This window comes from Bacteroides sp. B1-V-101 (assembly GCF_023656585.1).
Classification (GTDB): Bacteria; Bacteroidota; Bacteroidia; order Bacteroidales; family Bacteroidaceae; genus Bacteroides; species Bacteroides thetaiotaomicron.
This window is the reverse complement of sequence record NZ_JAMOKH010000031.1, coordinates 30,123-47,670: the sequence shown is the minus strand read 5'-3', so window position 1 is coordinate 47,670 and position 17,548 is coordinate 30,123. Positions and strand designations below refer to the sequence as shown.

At 44.2% G+C, this 17,548-nt stretch carries 11 protein-coding genes and 1 pseudogene; 5 read left to right on the top strand and 7 right to left on the bottom strand.

Annotated elements, in window-relative coordinates; all coding sequences use genetic code 11:
- Nucleotides 1-53: 53 nt before the first annotated feature.
- The 5 genes from NBH01_RS19405 to NBH01_RS19385 form a co-directional block, all read right to left on the bottom strand.
- Nucleotides 54-2,591 (bottom strand): S9 family peptidase, encoded by a 2,538-nt coding sequence (locus tag NBH01_RS19405; protein ID WP_225658544.1) that lies wholly within the window; start codon nt 2,589-2,591, stop codon nt 54-56.
- Nucleotides 2,592-2,679: 88 nt separating this feature from the next.
- The gene (gene hydF / locus NBH01_RS19400; protein ID WP_118337496.1) at nt 2,680-3,897 is read right to left on the bottom strand and encodes a [FeFe] hydrogenase H-cluster maturation GTPase HydF; all 1,218 of its coding nucleotides are present in this window, start codon (nt 3,895-3,897) and stop codon (nt 2,680-2,682) included.
- Between the two features lie 63 nt (nt 3,898-3,960).
- The gene (gene hydG / locus NBH01_RS19395) at nt 3,961-5,379 is read right to left on the bottom strand and encodes a [FeFe] hydrogenase H-cluster radical SAM maturase HydG (RefSeq protein WP_118337495.1); all 1,419 of its coding nucleotides are present in this window, start codon (nt 5,377-5,379) and stop codon (nt 3,961-3,963) included.
- Nucleotides 5,380-5,383: 4 nt separating this feature from the next.
- Nucleotides 5,384-6,421, bottom strand: a complete 1,038-nt coding sequence (gene hydE / locus NBH01_RS19390; protein WP_118337494.1) for a [FeFe] hydrogenase H-cluster radical SAM maturase HydE — start codon at nt 6,419-6,421, stop codon at nt 5,384-5,386.
- The gene (locus NBH01_RS19385; protein ID WP_022470310.1) at nt 6,402-7,871 is read right to left on the bottom strand and encodes a 4Fe-4S dicluster domain-containing protein; all 1,470 of its coding nucleotides are present in this window, start codon (nt 7,869-7,871) and stop codon (nt 6,402-6,404) included. Before NBH01_RS19385 ends, hydE begins: the two co-directional genes overlap by 20 nt.
- Nucleotides 7,872-8,127: 256 nt before the next feature.
- Here NBH01_RS19385 and NBH01_RS19380 point away from each other — a divergent pair, with 256 nt between their 5' ends.
- Both NBH01_RS19380 and NBH01_RS19375 read left to right on the top strand, forming a co-directional pair.
- Entirely contained in the window at nt 8,128-8,289 is a 162-nt protein-coding gene (locus NBH01_RS19380) for a hypothetical protein (RefSeq protein ID WP_008763224.1), read from the top strand.
- A gap of 75 nt (nt 8,290-8,364) precedes the next feature.
- Nucleotides 8,365-11,020: pseudogene (locus NBH01_RS19375) on the top strand (ATP-binding protein).
- A 54-nt stretch (nt 11,021-11,074) separates the two neighbouring features.
- On the opposite strand, the gene NBH01_RS19370 reads toward NBH01_RS19375, so the two are convergent.
- A complete protein-coding gene (locus NBH01_RS19370) occupies nt 11,075-11,791 on the bottom strand; it encodes a murein L,D-transpeptidase catalytic domain family protein (RefSeq protein WP_016266914.1) in 717 nt (238 codons plus the stop codon).
- A 43-nt stretch (nt 11,792-11,834) separates the two neighbouring features.
- Nucleotides 11,835-12,881: a L,D-transpeptidase gene (locus NBH01_RS19365; protein WP_074858975.1), complete on the bottom strand. Its 1,047-nt coding sequence runs from the start codon at nt 12,879-12,881 to the stop codon at nt 11,835-11,837.
- Nucleotides 12,882-13,125: 244 nt separating this feature from the next.
- On the opposite strand from NBH01_RS19365, the gene NBH01_RS19360 reads away from it, so the two are divergent.
- The 3 genes from NBH01_RS19360 to NBH01_RS19350 all read left to right on the top strand — a co-directional run bounded on the left by NBH01_RS19360 (nt 13,126) and on the right by NBH01_RS19350 (nt 16,809).
- On the top strand, nt 13,126-13,398 hold the full coding sequence (locus NBH01_RS19360; protein WP_010539043.1) for a co-chaperone GroES: 273 nt from the start codon (nt 13,126-13,128) through the stop codon (nt 13,396-13,398).
- A 45-nt stretch (nt 13,399-13,443) separates the two neighbouring features.
- Nucleotides 13,444-15,081: a chaperonin GroEL gene (gene groL / locus NBH01_RS19355; protein ID WP_008763228.1), complete on the top strand. Its 1,638-nt coding sequence runs from the start codon at nt 13,444-13,446 to the stop codon at nt 15,079-15,081.
- A 165-nt stretch (nt 15,082-15,246) separates the two neighbouring features.
- On the top strand, nt 15,247-16,809 hold the full coding sequence (locus tag NBH01_RS19350; protein WP_118337491.1) for a PD-(D/E)XK nuclease domain-containing ATP-binding protein: 1,563 nt from the start codon (nt 15,247-15,249) through the stop codon (nt 16,807-16,809).
- Nucleotides 16,810-17,548: the final 739 nt, after the last annotated feature.

Here is a 17,548-nt window from a genome sequence, read left to right as displayed (position 1 = left end):
GTATATTCAAGAATTACTCTTGTGTACGACCGGGGATACGTATTTATCATGAATTATAAATGGCGTTCCGGATACATTTCCTTCCACCATTCCGGCTGATCCTGTAGCCAACGGGCAAACCATGCCATGATGGAATTATGCCATTTGATTCGCTTGTCATAATCGGAGATGAAATGGTTTTCTCCGTCTACGGTCACGAACTCTACAGTCTTGCCAAGTATCTTCAACGCGTTGAAAAGCTGGATACTTTCACCGATAGGCACATTGGTATCTACCGTACCGTGTAGCAGCAATAACGGAGTGTTTATCTTGTCGGCGTTGAACAGGGAGCCTTGTTTGGTGAACAAGTCCGGGTCCTTCCACGGGTAACTGTCGGCTGCGGCGATGGCATTGTAGGAATATCCCCAGTAACCTTCCCCCCAGTAGCTGGTCACGTCACTGATTCCGGCGTGCGACACGGCAGCGGCGAAAATATCCGTCTGCGTCTGTAAATACTGCGTCATGAATCCGCCATAAGAAGCACCGAGGCAACCGATTTTCTTTTCATCCACAAACGGATGCTCTTTGCAGAACTGCTTCGTACCTTCGATGATGTCATCTGCCGTACGTTTGCCCCACGCATTGACGTGGCGGGCGGAGAATTCCTGTCCGAAGCCAATCGTTCCGCTAGGCTGGATGACGTAGACCACATAGTCACGTGAAGCGAATAATTGTGCGCAATACGGATTACTGATTCCGCGGGTAGTCGGAGTCGTACCGCCATAGTAATATACGATCATCGGATATTTCTTGTTCGGATCGAAATTCGGAGGCAGGCACATCTTGCCAGTGATGACAGTTCCGTCGGAAGCGGTAAAGTTCCACGGCTCTGTTTTGCCTAATTCTATTTTCTCCAGAATCGGTTTCATCGGATCGGCAAGCAGGCTGGAAGTTTTTTTCTTCATGTCATAGAGATAGGCTACTCCGGCATTGTAGTCCGATTGACCGATGTAAGCTGCGATGCCCGGATTGTATTCGGACAGAGCGAAAGCGCTGGTAACATCCGTTTCAAGGTTCAGCTTCTCAAATTTTCCATCCTTCGGAGAATAACGATAGATGTTTTTGCAATCGCCATCGTCCGTATTGAAATAGATGCACCCATCGCCATGATTCCATTGCAGAGGGCTGACTGTCGGATTAAAGTCTTTGGTAATCGGTTGTATCTTGCGGGTACTCAGATCCATAATAAAGGCCTGAGTATCGAAATCATTGGCAATAGGGTGATTGCCACAATTCTTTCCGATGCCACCGAACGCTTCGGGGCTGCCGGTCAGCAATAGCTGCTTGCCGTCAGGAGAGTAGCCCGCACCTCCGATAAAGCGGTCTTCATAGAAAAGGGTATCCACTTTCAACGTTTCCAAATTTACCTGATAAAGTGAGGACAGAGAGAACGGACGTTGAGTGATGTTTTCTTTGGATGTACTGTATAACATGTATTTTCCGTCCGGAGAAATATCTTGCAGATATGTGCTGTGGTTGCCATAAGTCAGGCGCTCGGAGACACCGTCGGCTAGGTTGTATTTCGCAAGGAAACTCCGTCCGCGGGAATTGGGAATACGGTCTGCAGGACTTACGATGCGGCGGAGAGGACCATTTTCTTTGACTCCTTCTTCGCGGGGATAGTAAATCAGAAAATCTTCGTTGGGCGACCATCTGAAACTCTGTTCGGGAATACTTTGCAAAATCGTTTCTTCGCGGAGTGTGGCAGGGTCGAGGGTGATTACATCATTTCCTGTCAGGGCGGTTACCGTGTAGTATAACTTATCACTTTTGGGCATCCAGCTCATGCCGTCTCTGAGATTGGTCAGGAGTACTTTTCCGCTCTTTAGTTCCGTCAGTTCGCAATAAGTGCGTGAGCGTTTGGCGGCGTGGTTATCCCAATAACGGGTCAGCAGATACTTTCCGCTGGGAGAGATGGAAACAGCGATGGCACGGTTGCCATAAACTGTATTGTCTAGAGAAAAACGCTTCTTTGCTTCCGGATCTAGATTGCAGGCGGTATCCTTGAATTTCTCGTCTTTGATCAGTTCGCATTTCAGTGTTGGTGCCGCTTTGTCGTCGGAAGCAGAAAGCAGTTTGATGATTATCTCGTAATCCCGCTCCGGTTCAAGGCTGAGAGCGATGTCACGTGATGAGCCGGAGGTGATGCTGTCTTCTGCCGCATCCTTTACTTGCTTGGAGGCTCCGTCAATGAAGACTTCCCAGCGGACGGGGGAGGTGATTTTCAACTTCCCTTTCAGGAAACGTTCTGCACGAATCTGAGTCTTAACCAGATAAAGTTTATTGTCTTTATCTGCTTTCTCGAAGCTGAGATACCCCGCTGTGTCCGCAGTGAGCGACTGCATCGGTGCATCCGGCAAATGTAGTACGACCGGGGTTTGGAGTAACATCTTTTTGGTGTGTTTTTCTCCTTTAGGATTGATGCTGTCGTTCATAATGGGGGTACGAACGCTGATGGCATTCCGGACTTTGTACTGTGTCAGTCGGTCTTGTGCTTGCATAGTAACACCGGTTGCCAGAAAGATGGCCAAAGCCATAGTTCTCTTTTTCATTTGTTTATGTCTAAAGTTAATAAATATTTGATTGCGTGACTAATATAAGACAAATGCTTGAAGTCTGCAAGGTTCTGTTCTTTTTATTTTAATATTCTATTTGATTAAGTATCCCGTTAAGGAAAGCGATAGCTACTCCGTAATTTGTCATCGGTACATTTTGTAACCTTGCTCTTTCGATGCGGTTCAGCACATATTTGCGGTTGAACATACAAGCGCCGCAATGGATTACCAAAGAATAAGGAGTGAGGTCCTGCGGGAAATCAGTTCCCGCCACGATATCTATCGATAACTTTTCTCCAATCCGCTTTCTTAACAGATGCGGAAGTTTTACTCTCCCGATGTCTTCGGATAGAGGGGCGTGTGTGCAGGCTTCGGCTATCAGTACACGGGAAGATTCTGTCAGGCTTCCGATGGCTGAGGCACTTTTCACATAGTACCGGATATCTCCTTTATAACCTGCAAAAAGAACAGAAAAAGAGGTCAGTCTGCTTTCTTCAGGCTTTTGCTCGTAGACTGTTTTAAAGACTTGTGAGTCCGTAATAATCAGTTTAGGAGGGCGGGAGAGGGCTTGCAACGTTTCCCGTAACTTATCTGTGGTGCAGCTCATGATCAGACATTTCTTGTCGAGCAATTCCCGCATTGTCTGCACTTGTGGCAAAATAAGCCTCCCTTTGGGGGCTTGAATATCTTGTGGCATGACCAGTAGGACAAGATCTCCTTCCGTTACCAGGTTGCCAGCAATACTTTGCTGATCGAAATCTTCCGGCAACTTTTCCAGAATGGCTTGTCGTATCAGTTCGATGCCTGTCTTCTCTTTGGCACTGACAGGAATCGGCTGGCTTCCAAAAGTCTCCTTTATCCGGATGGCAAGGGATGCGGTGTTCTTCCGTATATCTGCCTTGTTGATAAGCAGAATGGTCGGGATGTTTTTTGCCTTGAGTTGTTCCAGCCAATGAAGTTCTTCGGTAAAGTCCGGTTCTCCGGTTTCCTCTGCAGAGCTACCACCTGCGCAAAGCAGAAGGGCGATATCGGTTTTCTCTACGGCTTTCCATGTGCGTTCGATACGCCTGTTTCCTAACTCACCTTCATCGTCAAATCCCGGAGTATCAATGAACAGACAAGGACCGATACCGTGAATTTCCATTGCTTTTTGCACGGGGTCGGTCGTTGTTCCGGGAGTATCGGAAACAAGAGCGGTATCCTGTCCGGTCAGTGCATTGATCAGGGAGGATTTTCCACTGTTACGCTTTCCGAAGAGGGCGATGTGGAGCCGGTTGGCATTGGGGGTGTGGACTAAATTCATAAATCAAGCAATTGTTGTAACGTTAATTATCCGCATGGAAACTTGGCAGGGGCACCTTGCCCCTTAAAATCTGAAATCTCTTTTTCCTTCCGAAATATCTTTTAAGTTCCGGATGGCTATTTCTCTGATTTTGGGATTCGGAATCCGGTCGGTCTCTTTGGCTATCAGCTTCATACCTTTGATTCGGGTGTCTTCCGATGCATAATCTTCGAGGTATTCTTTCAGAGTCATTAATGCATTGGGGCCGCAGCAGTTGGCTATCTGTCCTGATTTGACTAAGGACATAAATCGGTCCCCGGTGCGTCCTTCCCGATAGCAAGCGGTGCAGAAGCTGGGGATATATCCTGATTCGAGCAGCCAGTTGACCACTTCGTCCAGTGTCCGGGTGTCGCTTACATCAAATTGTGCGGAGTTATCTTCCGGAAGTTCCGTTTCCGCATAGCCGCCTACGCTGGTGCGGGAGCCGCCGCTGATTTGTGAGATACCGAGTTCAAGCACTTTTTCGCGGGACTCCTGTGATTCACGTGTGGATATAATCATGCCGGTGTAAGGAACCGCTATCCGGATGACAGCAACAATCTTGCTGAATATATCATCGGAAATCGCATTGGGAAAATCTCCCGCATCGATATCGTCCGCCGAACAGATGCGCGGTACGCTGATAGTGTGCGGACCCACACCGAAACGGGCTTCCAGATGTTCTGCATGCATCAATAATCCTACGAAGTCATAGCGATAGGTATTCAGTCCGAAAAGTACTCCCATTCCTACATCGTCTATGCCGCCTTCCATGGCGCGGTCCATTGCTTCGGTATGATACGCATAGTTACTTTTCGGTCCGGTGGGGTGGAGAGCTTCGTAGTTCTCTTTGTGATAAGTTTCCTGAAATAGGATATACGTGCCGATGCCGGCATCTTTCAATCGGCGATAGTTCTCGACGGTAGTGGCGGCGATATTTACGTTTACACGGCGGATAGCCCCATTCTTGTGTCTGATACTATAAATGGTCCGGATGGATTCCAGTATATATTCCAGTGAGTTGAGAGTCGGATGTTCGCCGGCTTCAAGTGCCAGACGTTTATGCCCCATATCCTGCAAAGCGATTACTTCCTTGCGTATTTCTTCCTGCGTCAGTTTCTTGCGGGCGATTGTTTTGTTCTTGGCGTGATAAGGGCAATATACGCATCCGTTTACGCAATAGTTCGACAGATAAAGCGGTGCGAACATAACGATACGGTTGCCGTAAAACTTCTGTTTGATTTCTTTGGCGAGATGGAAGATTCGTTCTATCAGGTCAGGTTGGTCACATTCCAGCAGGGTAGCTGCTTCGCGGTGCGTCAGTCCCTTGCAAAGAGCGGCTTTCTCGATCAGCTGTTCTATGAATGTGCGGTTGTCTTTGTGACTCCGTGCATATTCAAGAGTTTCCAGAATCTCTTCATGATGAATGAATTCTTCTGCTTGGGGTGAATCTACTTTATACATTTCTTTATTGTTTGTAATCGCCTCTGGAGAAGGAGATTTGATAACCGATCTTTTCCAGCTGCTGTTGCAATATGTTAAGTCCTTCCGCAGATTCTGCTCCGAGGGAGGCTTTGTTATTATACAGATTGTACTTTTTTCGTTCTTCCTGTGGCGACAAATTGGGCATGACTACATTGGCGCCTGCCAGTATTCCCTGTTCCCGTCCATCGGGAGTGAGAGTAGCCAGTGCCGTAGTTGCCGGAATCAGCGCTGACGGATGCATCAGACGGAAGATGGATAATAAAAGGAGCGTCTGTTCCACGGTTCCGCTGGGAGACTGGGCAAAAGGCGTTTCGCGATGAGGCAGGAAGGGACCGATACCAATCATTTCGGGACGAAGCTGTTCGATAAACAGAATATCCTGAATCAAGTGTTCTATGGTCTGTCCCGGACTGCCGACCATGATTCCGGTGCCTGTCTGATAGCCGATCTCCTTTAAATCCCGTAAGCATTGCAGACGATGCTCGCATGACATACCGGCAGGGTGCAGTTGTTGATAATGTTCTTTGTCATAAGTCTCATGACGCAGCAGATAGCGGTTGGCACCTGCCTGAAAGAAACGCTCGTATGCTTCCCGCGACTTTTCACCGAGTGACAGTGTTATGGCGCAATCGGGATAACTCCGGCGAATCGTTGAGACTATATCCTCTATCCGTTCCTCTGTCAGTGCGGGGTCTTCTCCTCCTTGCAGCACAAAGGTACGGAAGCCGAGTCCATACCCTTGTTTGCAGCAATTCAGTATATTTTCTGTGGATAACCGATAACGTTCCAGATTCGGATTCCCTTTCCGGATACCGCAGTAATGGCAGTTATTTCGGCAACAGTTACTGACTTCAATCAGTCCGCGAATAAAAATCCGGTTTCCGAAATGACGGAGACTGACTTCTTGCGCCTGTTTATTGATATAGCGCAATGATTCTCCGTCACATTCGGTCAGCAGTTGCCGGAATTCTTCCGGTCGGAGTGTCCTTTCTTCTCGCAGTTTATCTATCCATTGTCTCATAGCTTTCTTTCCGCTTGAGCAGCTCTTGTGCTAATTGACGACGTCCTGAAACAATGTCGTTGTGCGTACTCGGTCCGGTGATACAGCCACCTTCGCAAGCCATCACTTCGATAAACTGTCCCGCTGCTTTTCCTGTTTTGGCACAGGCACGCAGCAAGGCTATATTTTTTTTGTTGATATCCGACACTTGGATAGCATTGATCTTGTCCGCTTCTTCTCTCAGATATGCTTTTACGGCTCCCATCACACCACCGGCTTGTGCAAAACCATGTGCTTCGCGGACGGAAGTATGCAGTATAGAGAAAGAATTCACCTGTTCCAGCTGAATGTCCATTCCATCCAAGATAGAACCTACTTCCTCGAATGTCAGGATATAGTCTACAGCATCGTCACGGCGTACCTCTTTTCGTTTGGCTACGCATGGACCGACAAATACGATCTTCGCATCCGGATGTTTCTCTTTGGCGATTCGTGCCGCATAATACATCGGTGATCCTGTGGTAGAAACATACGGTTTCATTTCCGTCATGTGCTTTTCTACCAGTTCAATGTAAGAAGGACAGCAGGAAGTAGTCATGAATTTCTGACCTTCTTCCAGTTTTTCCAGCAGTTCGTGTGCCTCATTGCTGGTGGTCATCATGGCTCCTTCGGCTACTTCGATAATGTCGGTGAATCCTATTTCTTTAAAGGCGCCGTATACCTGTTCGATAGAAGTCTTGAACTGTCCGAGGATGGACGGAGCGATGATGGCTACCAATTTTTCTCCTTTCTTGATGTGTTGCAGTACATCAAAGGTTTGTGAAATCTCAAAGATAGCACCGAACGGGCAGGCATTCATACATTTTCCACAGTAGATGCACTTGCTTTCGTCAATATGTTCCACGCCATGCTCATCTTTGCTGATAGCTTTCACCGGACAGGATTCTTCGCAAGGAACGGGGATATATACAATCGCGTGATAAGGACAACTCTTATGGCAGATACCGCAACTGACGCAAGTATCATGATCAATCATTGCCTGACCGTTTTTCTTGAAACGTATTGCATCCTTAGGGCAATTCATATAGCAGCTGCGTGCCACACATCCCCGGCAAAGATTGGTGATTTCATAATTAATCTGTACGCAGGAAGAACAGGCTTCGTCAATGACACACATGATATTTTCCTTACTTGGTTCCGGGCGGTTCAATGCCATCCGTGCATATTCGGAGAGAGGAGTTACTTCGTCGTGTTCGTCCGTCATATCCAGTCCCATCAGCGGGAAGGTCTTGTATCTCCATACAGCACGTTCTTTATGTACGCAGCAACGCCCCAGCGGTTTTGATTTGCGCGGACTCAACTCAATAGGGAGACGGTCAATTTTTTCTACTAACTGGTCGTTTTTCCAGAGTCTGACGAGATCAGCCAGCAATTTATGCCGGACAATCATAATATTATTAGTAAAAGCCATATAGTAATTAAAAGGGTTGTTAGTGGGTGCAAAGATAGTAACTAGTTTGCGGATAAACTAATAATCGTTAAATTGAATGTAGCAGATTGTTACATTAATATTTCCGGAAGGATAAAACAGCCTGTATGCAGGAGAGTATTTCCCTCCGGTTGGTTAAATAAATTCAATATTTAAGGTTTTTGAAACATTCTTGTCAATTTTTTGTAGCATTTCGGTGTTATCTTTGTGAAACATAAAATAAGAGAGGAGAAGAGATATGAGTAGCAGTATGTTGGAACAAAGAAGTCGTTTTGCGATGATCGGTGCATTGATGATCATCATCAGCCTGATGTTTTGGTATTATATGGGGAGTTCGCTGGTTAGTGCTACAAAGAAGTACCTCGAGCAGGTACAGACAATAGAGATCACTTGCGAGTAAAAAACAGATATTTGTTTGTATAGAGCGATAGTTATCCGGCTAAAATCATTACTTTTGCCGCAAGCAAACCAAATAATGATGGAAGAGAAAGAGAAGGCCTGGAAAACAGTAAGTAGCAAATATCTGTTTCGCCGCCCGTGGTTGACAGTACGCTGCGAAGATATGCTATTGCCTAATGGAAACCACATCCCTGAATATTATATTCTTGAATATCCCGATTGGGTAAACACGATAGCAATAACCAAAGACGGCAAATTTGTATTTGTCCGTCAGTATCGTCCTGGATTGGGACGTACCTCTTACGAACTCTGTGCCGGAGTTTGTGATAAAGAGGATGCTTCCCCATTAGTTTCCGCTCAGCGCGAACTGTGGGAAGAGACCGGATATGGAAAAGGAAACTGGCAGGAATACATGGTGATATCTGCCAATCCGAGTACGCATACCAACCTGACCCATTGCTTCCTTGCTACGGATGTCGAACCGATAGATCATCAACATCTGGAAGATACCGAAGATTTGTCTGTACATCTGCTGACTTTTGAAGAAGTGAAACAACTGCTGGAAAACAATGAGATCATGCAGTCACTCAACGCCGCCCCCTTATGGAAATATGTGGCTGAACATGCGGCAGACTTTGAACAGGAATCTGTCGAGAAGGTGGAACATGAAAAAACGGAAACCATCTCACACCGTATCAACGATTTGCTTTATTATCAGAACTCAATTTCACGGTCTTTGTCCCGTTTTCTGAAAGATGAAGAAGTCGAGACAGGAATTTATGAGATATTAAAAGATATTCTGGCTTTTTATCGGGCGGGACGTGCCTATATTTTCGAGACGGACGAAGAAAATCATTTTTATAACTGTACCTATGAAGTTGTAGCGGAAGGAGTAAAAGCGGAAATAAATAAATTGCAGGAAATTCCGGTAGACTTCATGCCGTGGTGGACATCACAGATATTGGGCAAGAAGCCTATTTTATTTGAAACATTAAAGCCGATGCCTGGAATGGGGCAGGGTGAATATGAGGTGCTGTCCCGTCAGGGAATCAAGGCTTTGATGGCGACTCCATTGGTAGTCAATGATCATGTCTACGGATTTATGGGAGTAGATTTGGTAGATGGTTCCGCTTCATGGTCGGACGAAGATTATCGCTGGCTGTCTTCTTTGGCCAATGTAATCAGTATTTGCCTTGAACTACGCAGAGCGAAAGAGAAAGTAATCTTCGAACAAGCAGCTTTGGCACGCAGTGAAAGACTCTTCAAAAACATCTTTGCCAATATTCCTGCTGGGGTGGAGATTTACGATAAAGAGGGGAATCTGGTGGATTTGAACGAGAGGGATATGGATATTCTGGGAATTTCAGATAAGTCAGAGGTGATCGGACTCAATTTCTTTGAAAACCCGAATGTGGATGCCCAGATACTTGAGAGTATACGCAAGAGCAGTATTACGGATTTTCGTGCCCGTTATTCGTTCGAATGTGCCCGCCACACGGGGTATTATCGTCCATTGAAAGCCGGTGTCATCGAACTTTATACAAAAGTCCGCAAATTATATGATAATCATGGTAACCTTACCGGATATATCCTTATTAATATGGATAATACGGAGCGTATTGATGCCTTGAAGCGTATTTCTGATTTTGAGAATCTGTTTCTTCTTATATCTGATTATGCCAAGGTGGGATATGCCAAACTCAATCTGCTGAATCGTCAGGGCTATGCCATCAAGCAATGGTTCAAGAATATGGGAGAGGATGAGAATACACCTCTTTCCGATGTAGTCGGTGTTTACTCCAAAATGCATCCGGATGACCGTTCCCGTATGCTTGCTTTTTTTGAAGAAGCAAAGAAAGGGAAAGCAAAAGCCTTCAAAGGTGAGATGCGTATTTTGCGTCCCGGTACGAAGAATGAATGGAACTGGGTGCGTACCAATGTAGTGCTGAATCTCTATGAGCCGGAAAAAGGCCAAGTGGAATTGATTGGAGTCAACTACGATATCACTGCCTTGAAAGAAACGGAAGCCAAACTGATAGAGGCAAAAGAGAAAGCCGAAGAATCCGACCGGTTGAAGTCTGCTTTCCTTGCCAATATGAGTCATGAGATACGCACTCCGCTGAATGCCATAGTTGGTTTTTCCAGCCTGATGGTGGATACGGAGGACATGGAGGAAAGACGGCAGTACATGGATATTGTGGAAGAAAACAATGACCTGTTATTACAATTGATTTCAGATATTCTTGACTTATCGAAGATTGAGGCGGGAACGTTCGATTTCACCGAACGTGAAGTGGACGTAAATCTGCTTTGTGAAGATATTGTTCTCGCTATGAGAATGAAGGCCAGACCGAACGTGGAAATCCTTTTTGACCGCCATCTGCCGGAATGAATGTCGCATCATGAGTGACCGCAATCGTTTACATCAGGTTATTTCCAACTTTGTAAACAATGCGCTTAAATTCACGGAAGAAGGAAATATACGGGTAGGCTATGATCAGCTTGATGAGGCTCATCTGTGTTTCTACGTTGCCGATACAGGCATAGGTATTGAGCCGGAAATGCAGAACGAGATTTTTGAGCGTTTCGTCAAACTGAATTCCTTTGTACATGGCACAGGACTCGGGCTTTCCATTTGCCGCAGCATTGTGGAACAACTGGGTGGCGAGATTGGCGTAGATAGTGAACCGGAGAAAGGTTCTTGTTTCTGGTTTACCCTGCCGATAAAGTAAAGTTGTTCTTCCTTTGTGCGGTTAGTCCGTGCAGCTCTTTCTGATAAAGACTGTTTAGAGTGCCGGCATGGGGGCACTGACATTTTTTAAGATGTCGCTTTGAGCAAGATAGCTGCTATTATTGGCATAGATAAACATAACACTGCCATCTTTAATTGTATTAATGATGGGCTTGGCTAGTTTTGTCGGGAGGGCAGGACATCCCAGACTTCTCCCCAAACGTCCCGAGGCGGCTACTGTCGGATTGGCGTATGAAGCCCCGTGCACGACGATGGAACGTTCTTTAGCTTTGTCATTGATTCCTTTTTCGAGTCCGTTTAGGATGAGTGAATAGCCGTTTCCGCCTTGGTAAGTGTTTTCAGTGAGATAAAATCCCAATGAACTTTTATAAGAGCCGTTTTGGTTGGAGAAAGAAGTGGCATAATTCTCTCCGCTGTTTCGTCCGTGTGAGACTACTGATGAATACAGCAGTTGTTTCTTCTCCATATCGAAGACAAAAAAACGTTTTTCGGTAGACGGCTTTGAGAAGTCAATCAGCGTCAGAATCGGTTTACTCTTCTCCTTGATGCGGTTGTAACCGGCGACAGCCTGACGGAATGCAATGAAATTGACAATTCCACCCAACTCCATTTCTTCAAAGAGCTGTTCGCCGGCAGCTAATTCGGACACAGGAGTCGGAAAGTCAGATGCAGGAACGGCCATTGTGTCGACTGAAACATGGCTGAATGGAATGAAAAGGAATGATAAAAATAATATAACTTTCTGAAGCATAGGGTTTAAGCTTGAAATAAAATCGCGGTAAAGATAGGGATTTTTATTCCAAAACAAAAATAATCGTCTCATTAACAGGTGCCCAGTCGAAAATAAATTTGGCATGGGAAGTTGCGTTCCGTACACACATATGTGATCGGGGAGTGGTTCCCAGTGACCAGCTATATTCTATCTGTGTCTTTCGGGGCTCATTGACAGGTACTCCGTGAATGTAGGCCCCGTCCGTGAAGCGGCTGGCGTAAGGCGCATAACCTCCTGTCTCTTTCGAGCCGTCTTTCAGAAATATCATTTTCACCTTCTTTTCCTGCAGTACGAACATTCCTAAAGGGGTTTCCTGCGCATACGGCGGTCGGTGAAGTCCGGTAGTAGAAGGGTTCATACTGCGTACTACCCATTTCCCTTTTTCCGTGCGTTCCAGTGCGGTAATATTCTGATTATGGCGGTCCACAAAGATGGCTTTATTGAAAACCACCGTATCTCCGATCACTTTGACATACTTTTTAGGAATCATCCATTCGCCTTCTGTAAATATCGGTTCTGCTTTGACAAAGTTTTCTCCGTCTTCGATGAAACGCGTCAGTTCACCATCCTGCCCGTAGCGTTCGGGGGTTACCGTATCCGTCAGCAGATAAAGCGGGACAGACTGGTATCGTTCTACCCCAAGCGTGTCCGCTACCCGTCCGTAGGCATTTCTTTTGAAGTTTTTCACCAATGGAGCTTCACCGTTTCTGTTCTTGTAATTCTGGAGGATAGCCCATTGAGACGGCTGTATTTGTATATTTTCGAGCAAAGCAAGCTGTTCCTTTATTTTCTCCCATTGGAAACTGCGGGTCGTATCTTTATAAGGATATGTATCTTCCAGCGTGTACTTATCATACAGCAGCTCTTTGGTGATTTGAATTTCTTCCGGAGTAATCTTTTTGACGACGGGTTCTGCCACAGTTTTCGCAATTGTATCCTGTGCCAGCGAATCGACCTGCAAAGTTTTATCAGAAGATTTTTGTCCTGTACGTGAAGTGCAGGAACAGAGTACGCAAAAAGCGATGGATATGCCAAAACTTATTTTATTCATATAATCTATACAGTTCATCTTGGGGTTCGTTTACGAATATACGTTATTATAAGGAATAATCCGCTTCTATTGTTTAAAAAGTGTGGAACAAATATGCTTTTTTGCCATTAATAACCTGTTGTCAGTCATTTTGTCAGTCAATTTCTGCCAAACAATCATTATTTTGCTTTGGCATACTTTTCGCAACTGATTTAGCGTCTTCTTCAAGAAGAGGACAAATCATGAATATAATGTATAACAAATAAAATCAAAAAAAAGAACTATGAACATTAAACCATTAGCAGACAGAGTGCTTATCCTCCCTGCACCTGCAGAAGAAAAAACAATTGGTGGTATCATTATTCCTGATACAGCAAAAGAAAAACCTTTGAAGGGTGAAGTTGTGGCAGTTGGTCACGGAACGAAAGACGAAGAAATGGTATTGAAAGTAGGCGATACAGTTCTTTATGGCAAGTATGCCGGAACAGAACTTGAAGTAGAAGGCACTAAATACCTTATCATGCGTCAGAGCGATGTTCTCGCTATCCTGGGTTAATTCAAAATTCTAAATTTATCATATTAAAATAAATAAGATATCATTATGGCAAAAGAAATATTATTCAATATCGATGCCCGCGACCAATTGAAAAAAGGTGTCGATGCATTGGCAAATGCAGTAAAAGTAACTCTTGGCCCGAAAGGACGTAACGTTATCATCGAAAAGAAATTCGGTGCTCCGCACATCACAAAAGACGGTGTGACAGTAGCAAAGGAGATCGAATTGGCAGACGCTTACCAAAATACCGGTGCGCAACTGGTGAAAGAAGTCGCTTCTAAGACTGGTGACGATGCAGGTGACGGTACAACTACTGCAACTGTTTTGGCTCAGGCTATCGTAGCTGAAGGTTTGAAGAATGTGACTGCCGGTGCAAGCCCGATGGATATCAAACGTGGTATTGACAAGGCTGTTGCCAAAGTGGTAGAATCAATCAAGGCACAAGCTGAAACTGTAGGTGACAACTACGACAAGATCGAACAGGTTGCTACTGTATCTGCTAACAATGATCCGGTAATCGGTAAATTGATTGCTGACGCTATGCGCAAAGTTTCTAAGGACGGTGTAATCACTATCGAAGAAGCTAAAGGTACTGACACTACTATCGGTGTAGTAGAAGGTATGCAGTTCGACCGCGGTTATCTGTCTGCTTATTTCGTTACTAATACGGAAAAGATGGAATGTGAGATGGAGAAACCTTACATTCTGATCTACGACAAGAAGATTTCTAATCTGAAAGATTTCTTGCCTATCCTCGAACCGGCTGTTCAGACAGGTCGTCCTCTGTTGGTTATCGCAGAAGATGTGGATAGCGAAGCGTTGACTACATTGGTAGTAAACCGTCTGCGTTCTCAGCTGAAGATTTGTGCTGTGAAGGCTCCGGGCTTCGGCGACCGTCGTAAAGAAATGCTGGAAGATATCGCTATCCTGACAGGTGGTGTGGTAATCAGCGAGGAAAAAGGTCTGAAACTGGAACAGGCTACAATCGAAATGCTCGGTACTGCTGACAAGGTAACAGTATCTAAAGATTATACAACAATCGTAAACGGTGCCGGTGTGAAAGAAAACATCAAGGAACGTTGCGATCAGATCAAGGCTCAGATCGTTGCTACTAAATCAGATTACGACCGTGAGAAATTGCAGGAACGTCTGGCTAAATTGTCAGGTGGTGTAGCAGTTCTCTATGTAGGTGCTGCTTCTGAAGTAGAAATGAAAGAAAAGAAAGACCGTGTAGACGATGCATTGCGTGCAACTCGTGCTGCTATCGAAGAAGGTATCATTCCGGGTGGTGGCGTTGCTTACATCCGTGCTATCGATTCTCTTGAAGGCATGAAGGGGGACAATGCGGATGAAACAACAGGTATCGGTATCATCAAACGTGCTATCGAAGAACCGCTTCGCGAAATTGTTGCCAATGCAGGCAAGGAAGGTGCGGTAGTTGTTCAGAAAGTACGTGAAGGTAAAGGTGACTTCGGTTATAATGCCCGTACGGATGTTTACGAAAATCTGCATGCTGCCGGTGTAGTAGATCCTGCTAAAGTAGCTCGTGTGGCTCTTGAAAATGCAGCTTCTATCGCAGGTATGTTCCTGACTACAGAATGTGTGATCGTGGAAAAGAAAGAAGATAAACCAGAAATGCCGATGGGCGCTCCGGGAATGGGCGGCATGGGCGGAATGATGTAATTCTTCCTTTCCGGACATAAAAATAAGGTATGGAACCGCTTTCCCTGTGGGGGAGGCGGTTCTTTTTTTGCGCAGCTTTGTGATAGAAACTTTTGTGTGTAACTTGGCGTTATTTGTTTGGAAAGAAGTATCTTTGTGTATTGCAAATCAAAAATCCCTGAGAATATGAGTAGTAAAATTTATCCTATCGGTATACAGAACTTTGAAAAGATTCGAAAAGATGGTTACTTTTACATTGATAAAACTGCGTTGATTTATAAATTGGTAAAGACTGGCAGTTATTATTTTCTAAGTCGTCCCCGTCGTTTTGGAAAAAGTTTGCTGTTATCTACTCTTGAAGCTTATTTTAAAGGAAGAAAAGAACTTTTCGAAGGATTGGCGATGGAGAGTCTGGAGAAGGACTGGATTGAATATCCGGTTATTCATCTGGATCTGAATGCTAAAAAGTTTGATACTGAAAATGACCTTATCCGTCTGATAGATCGACAACTTCTTGTTTACGAAGCTCAATACGGTTCATGTTCCAGTGATGAAACGATCGATGACCGTTTGGTTACTTTAATTAGACTGGCTGCAGAAAAAACAGGGCAGCGGGTGGTGATTCTTGTCGACGAGTATGACAAACCAATGTTGCAAGCCATTGGTAGAGATGAGTTGCAGGAAGAATACCGGAGTACATTGAAAGCCTTTTACGGCGTGATGAAGTCTATGGATGGTTATATTAAATTTGCTATGCTGACAGGTGTGACGAAGTTTGGTAAGGTTAGTGTATTCAGCGATTTGAATAATCTCAACGATATCTCCATGTGGAATCAATATATAGATATATGTGGAGTCAGTGATCAAGAATTGCATGATAATCTGGAGGTTGAACTTTCTGAATTTGCAGATGCTCGTGGAATGACATATAATGAAATATGTGTTGCATTGCGTGAATACTATGATGGTTACCATTTTACTCATAATTCCATCGGTATGTATAATCCGTTTAGTCTTCTCAATGCATTCTTACGTAATGAATTTGGCAGCTATTGGTTCGAAACCGGTACACCTACCTATCTGGTAGAATTATTAAAAAAACATCATTATGATCTTCAGAGAATGGCGCACGAAGAAACGAGTGCTGAAGTCTTGAATAGTGTTGATTCTACTTCCGACAATCCGATACCTGTCATTTATCAGAGTGGTTATCTCACTATAAAAGGATATGATGAAGAATTTGGTATCTATCGTTTAGGATTTCCTAATCGTGAAGTGGAAGAAGGATTTATCAAGTTCCTGCTTCCTTTTTATGCGAATACCAATGCGGTAGAATCGGCATTTGAGATTCAGAAGTTTGTTCGTGAAGTACGGGCCGGAGATTATGATTCTTTCTTTCGACGTTTACAAAGTTTCTTTGCTGATACACCTTATGAGTTGATTCGTGATTTGGAATTACATTATCAAAATGTTCTTTTTATTGTTTTCAAGTTAATAGGATTCTATGTTAAAGCAGAATATCATACTAGTGAAGGACGTATTGATCTTGTTCTCCAGACAGATAATTTCGTTTATATCATGGAGTTTAAATTGGATGGTACAGCGGAGGAAGCATTGCTACAGATAAATGAGAAACATTACGCTCAGCCTTTCGAATCCAATGATCGGGAGTTGTTCAAAATTGGAGTGAATTTCAGTGCCAAGACACGAAATATAGAGAAGTGGGTTGTAGAAAAAGGAGGAAACTAAGTATTTAAAATTAGTTGGTAAAGTCTTTCTGCCATTTAGCTTCGTTTATAATATTCTTCGCTTTCATAAAGCAATGCTTTGGATATCCAAAAGCTATGCTTTATGGTTGCTAAAGCATAGCTTTAAGTTGCCATACAGGAGATGTTATAAATATTATCTTCACCTTCACTTTACCTTCGAAATCCTTTATTTATCGACGATATCGGGTGAAGGCCTAGTTATTCACCCTTTGAACTGAAAATGACATTCGTTCATGAAAGCATCATTCGTTTTGCTATAAGCTAATTTGTTTTTGCTATAATGATATTTGCATTAACTATAACCTAATGGAAAGATGCTAATAGATTATTTTTTTCTTCTCAATGTTTGTTTTAAACATCCTATTGATTGTATGTAAACGAGCGGTCGATTGTATACAAATAAGCGGTCGATTTACCTTGGTTGACTGCTCGATTAGAGTAAAATGAGCGGTTGATTGTATCTGACTTGTCTGAAGAAAGAGGTGAAGGTACCTCCCTTCACCCACTATCACTGATGAATAAAGCTCTTCAAAGAAAAGGTGAAGGGTGAAACCCTTGTTTGAAAACTTATGGTATAATGCGTAAAAGCAACAGAAATCAACAAAATACGTGTTTTTGATGCTGATCCAATTAAAATTCGTTTCTTTGCCTCCAAACTTTTGTCGAGAGGTCTTTGTTTTTTGACCGTTCACTCCTATTATAAGAGTAGGAAGTGTATC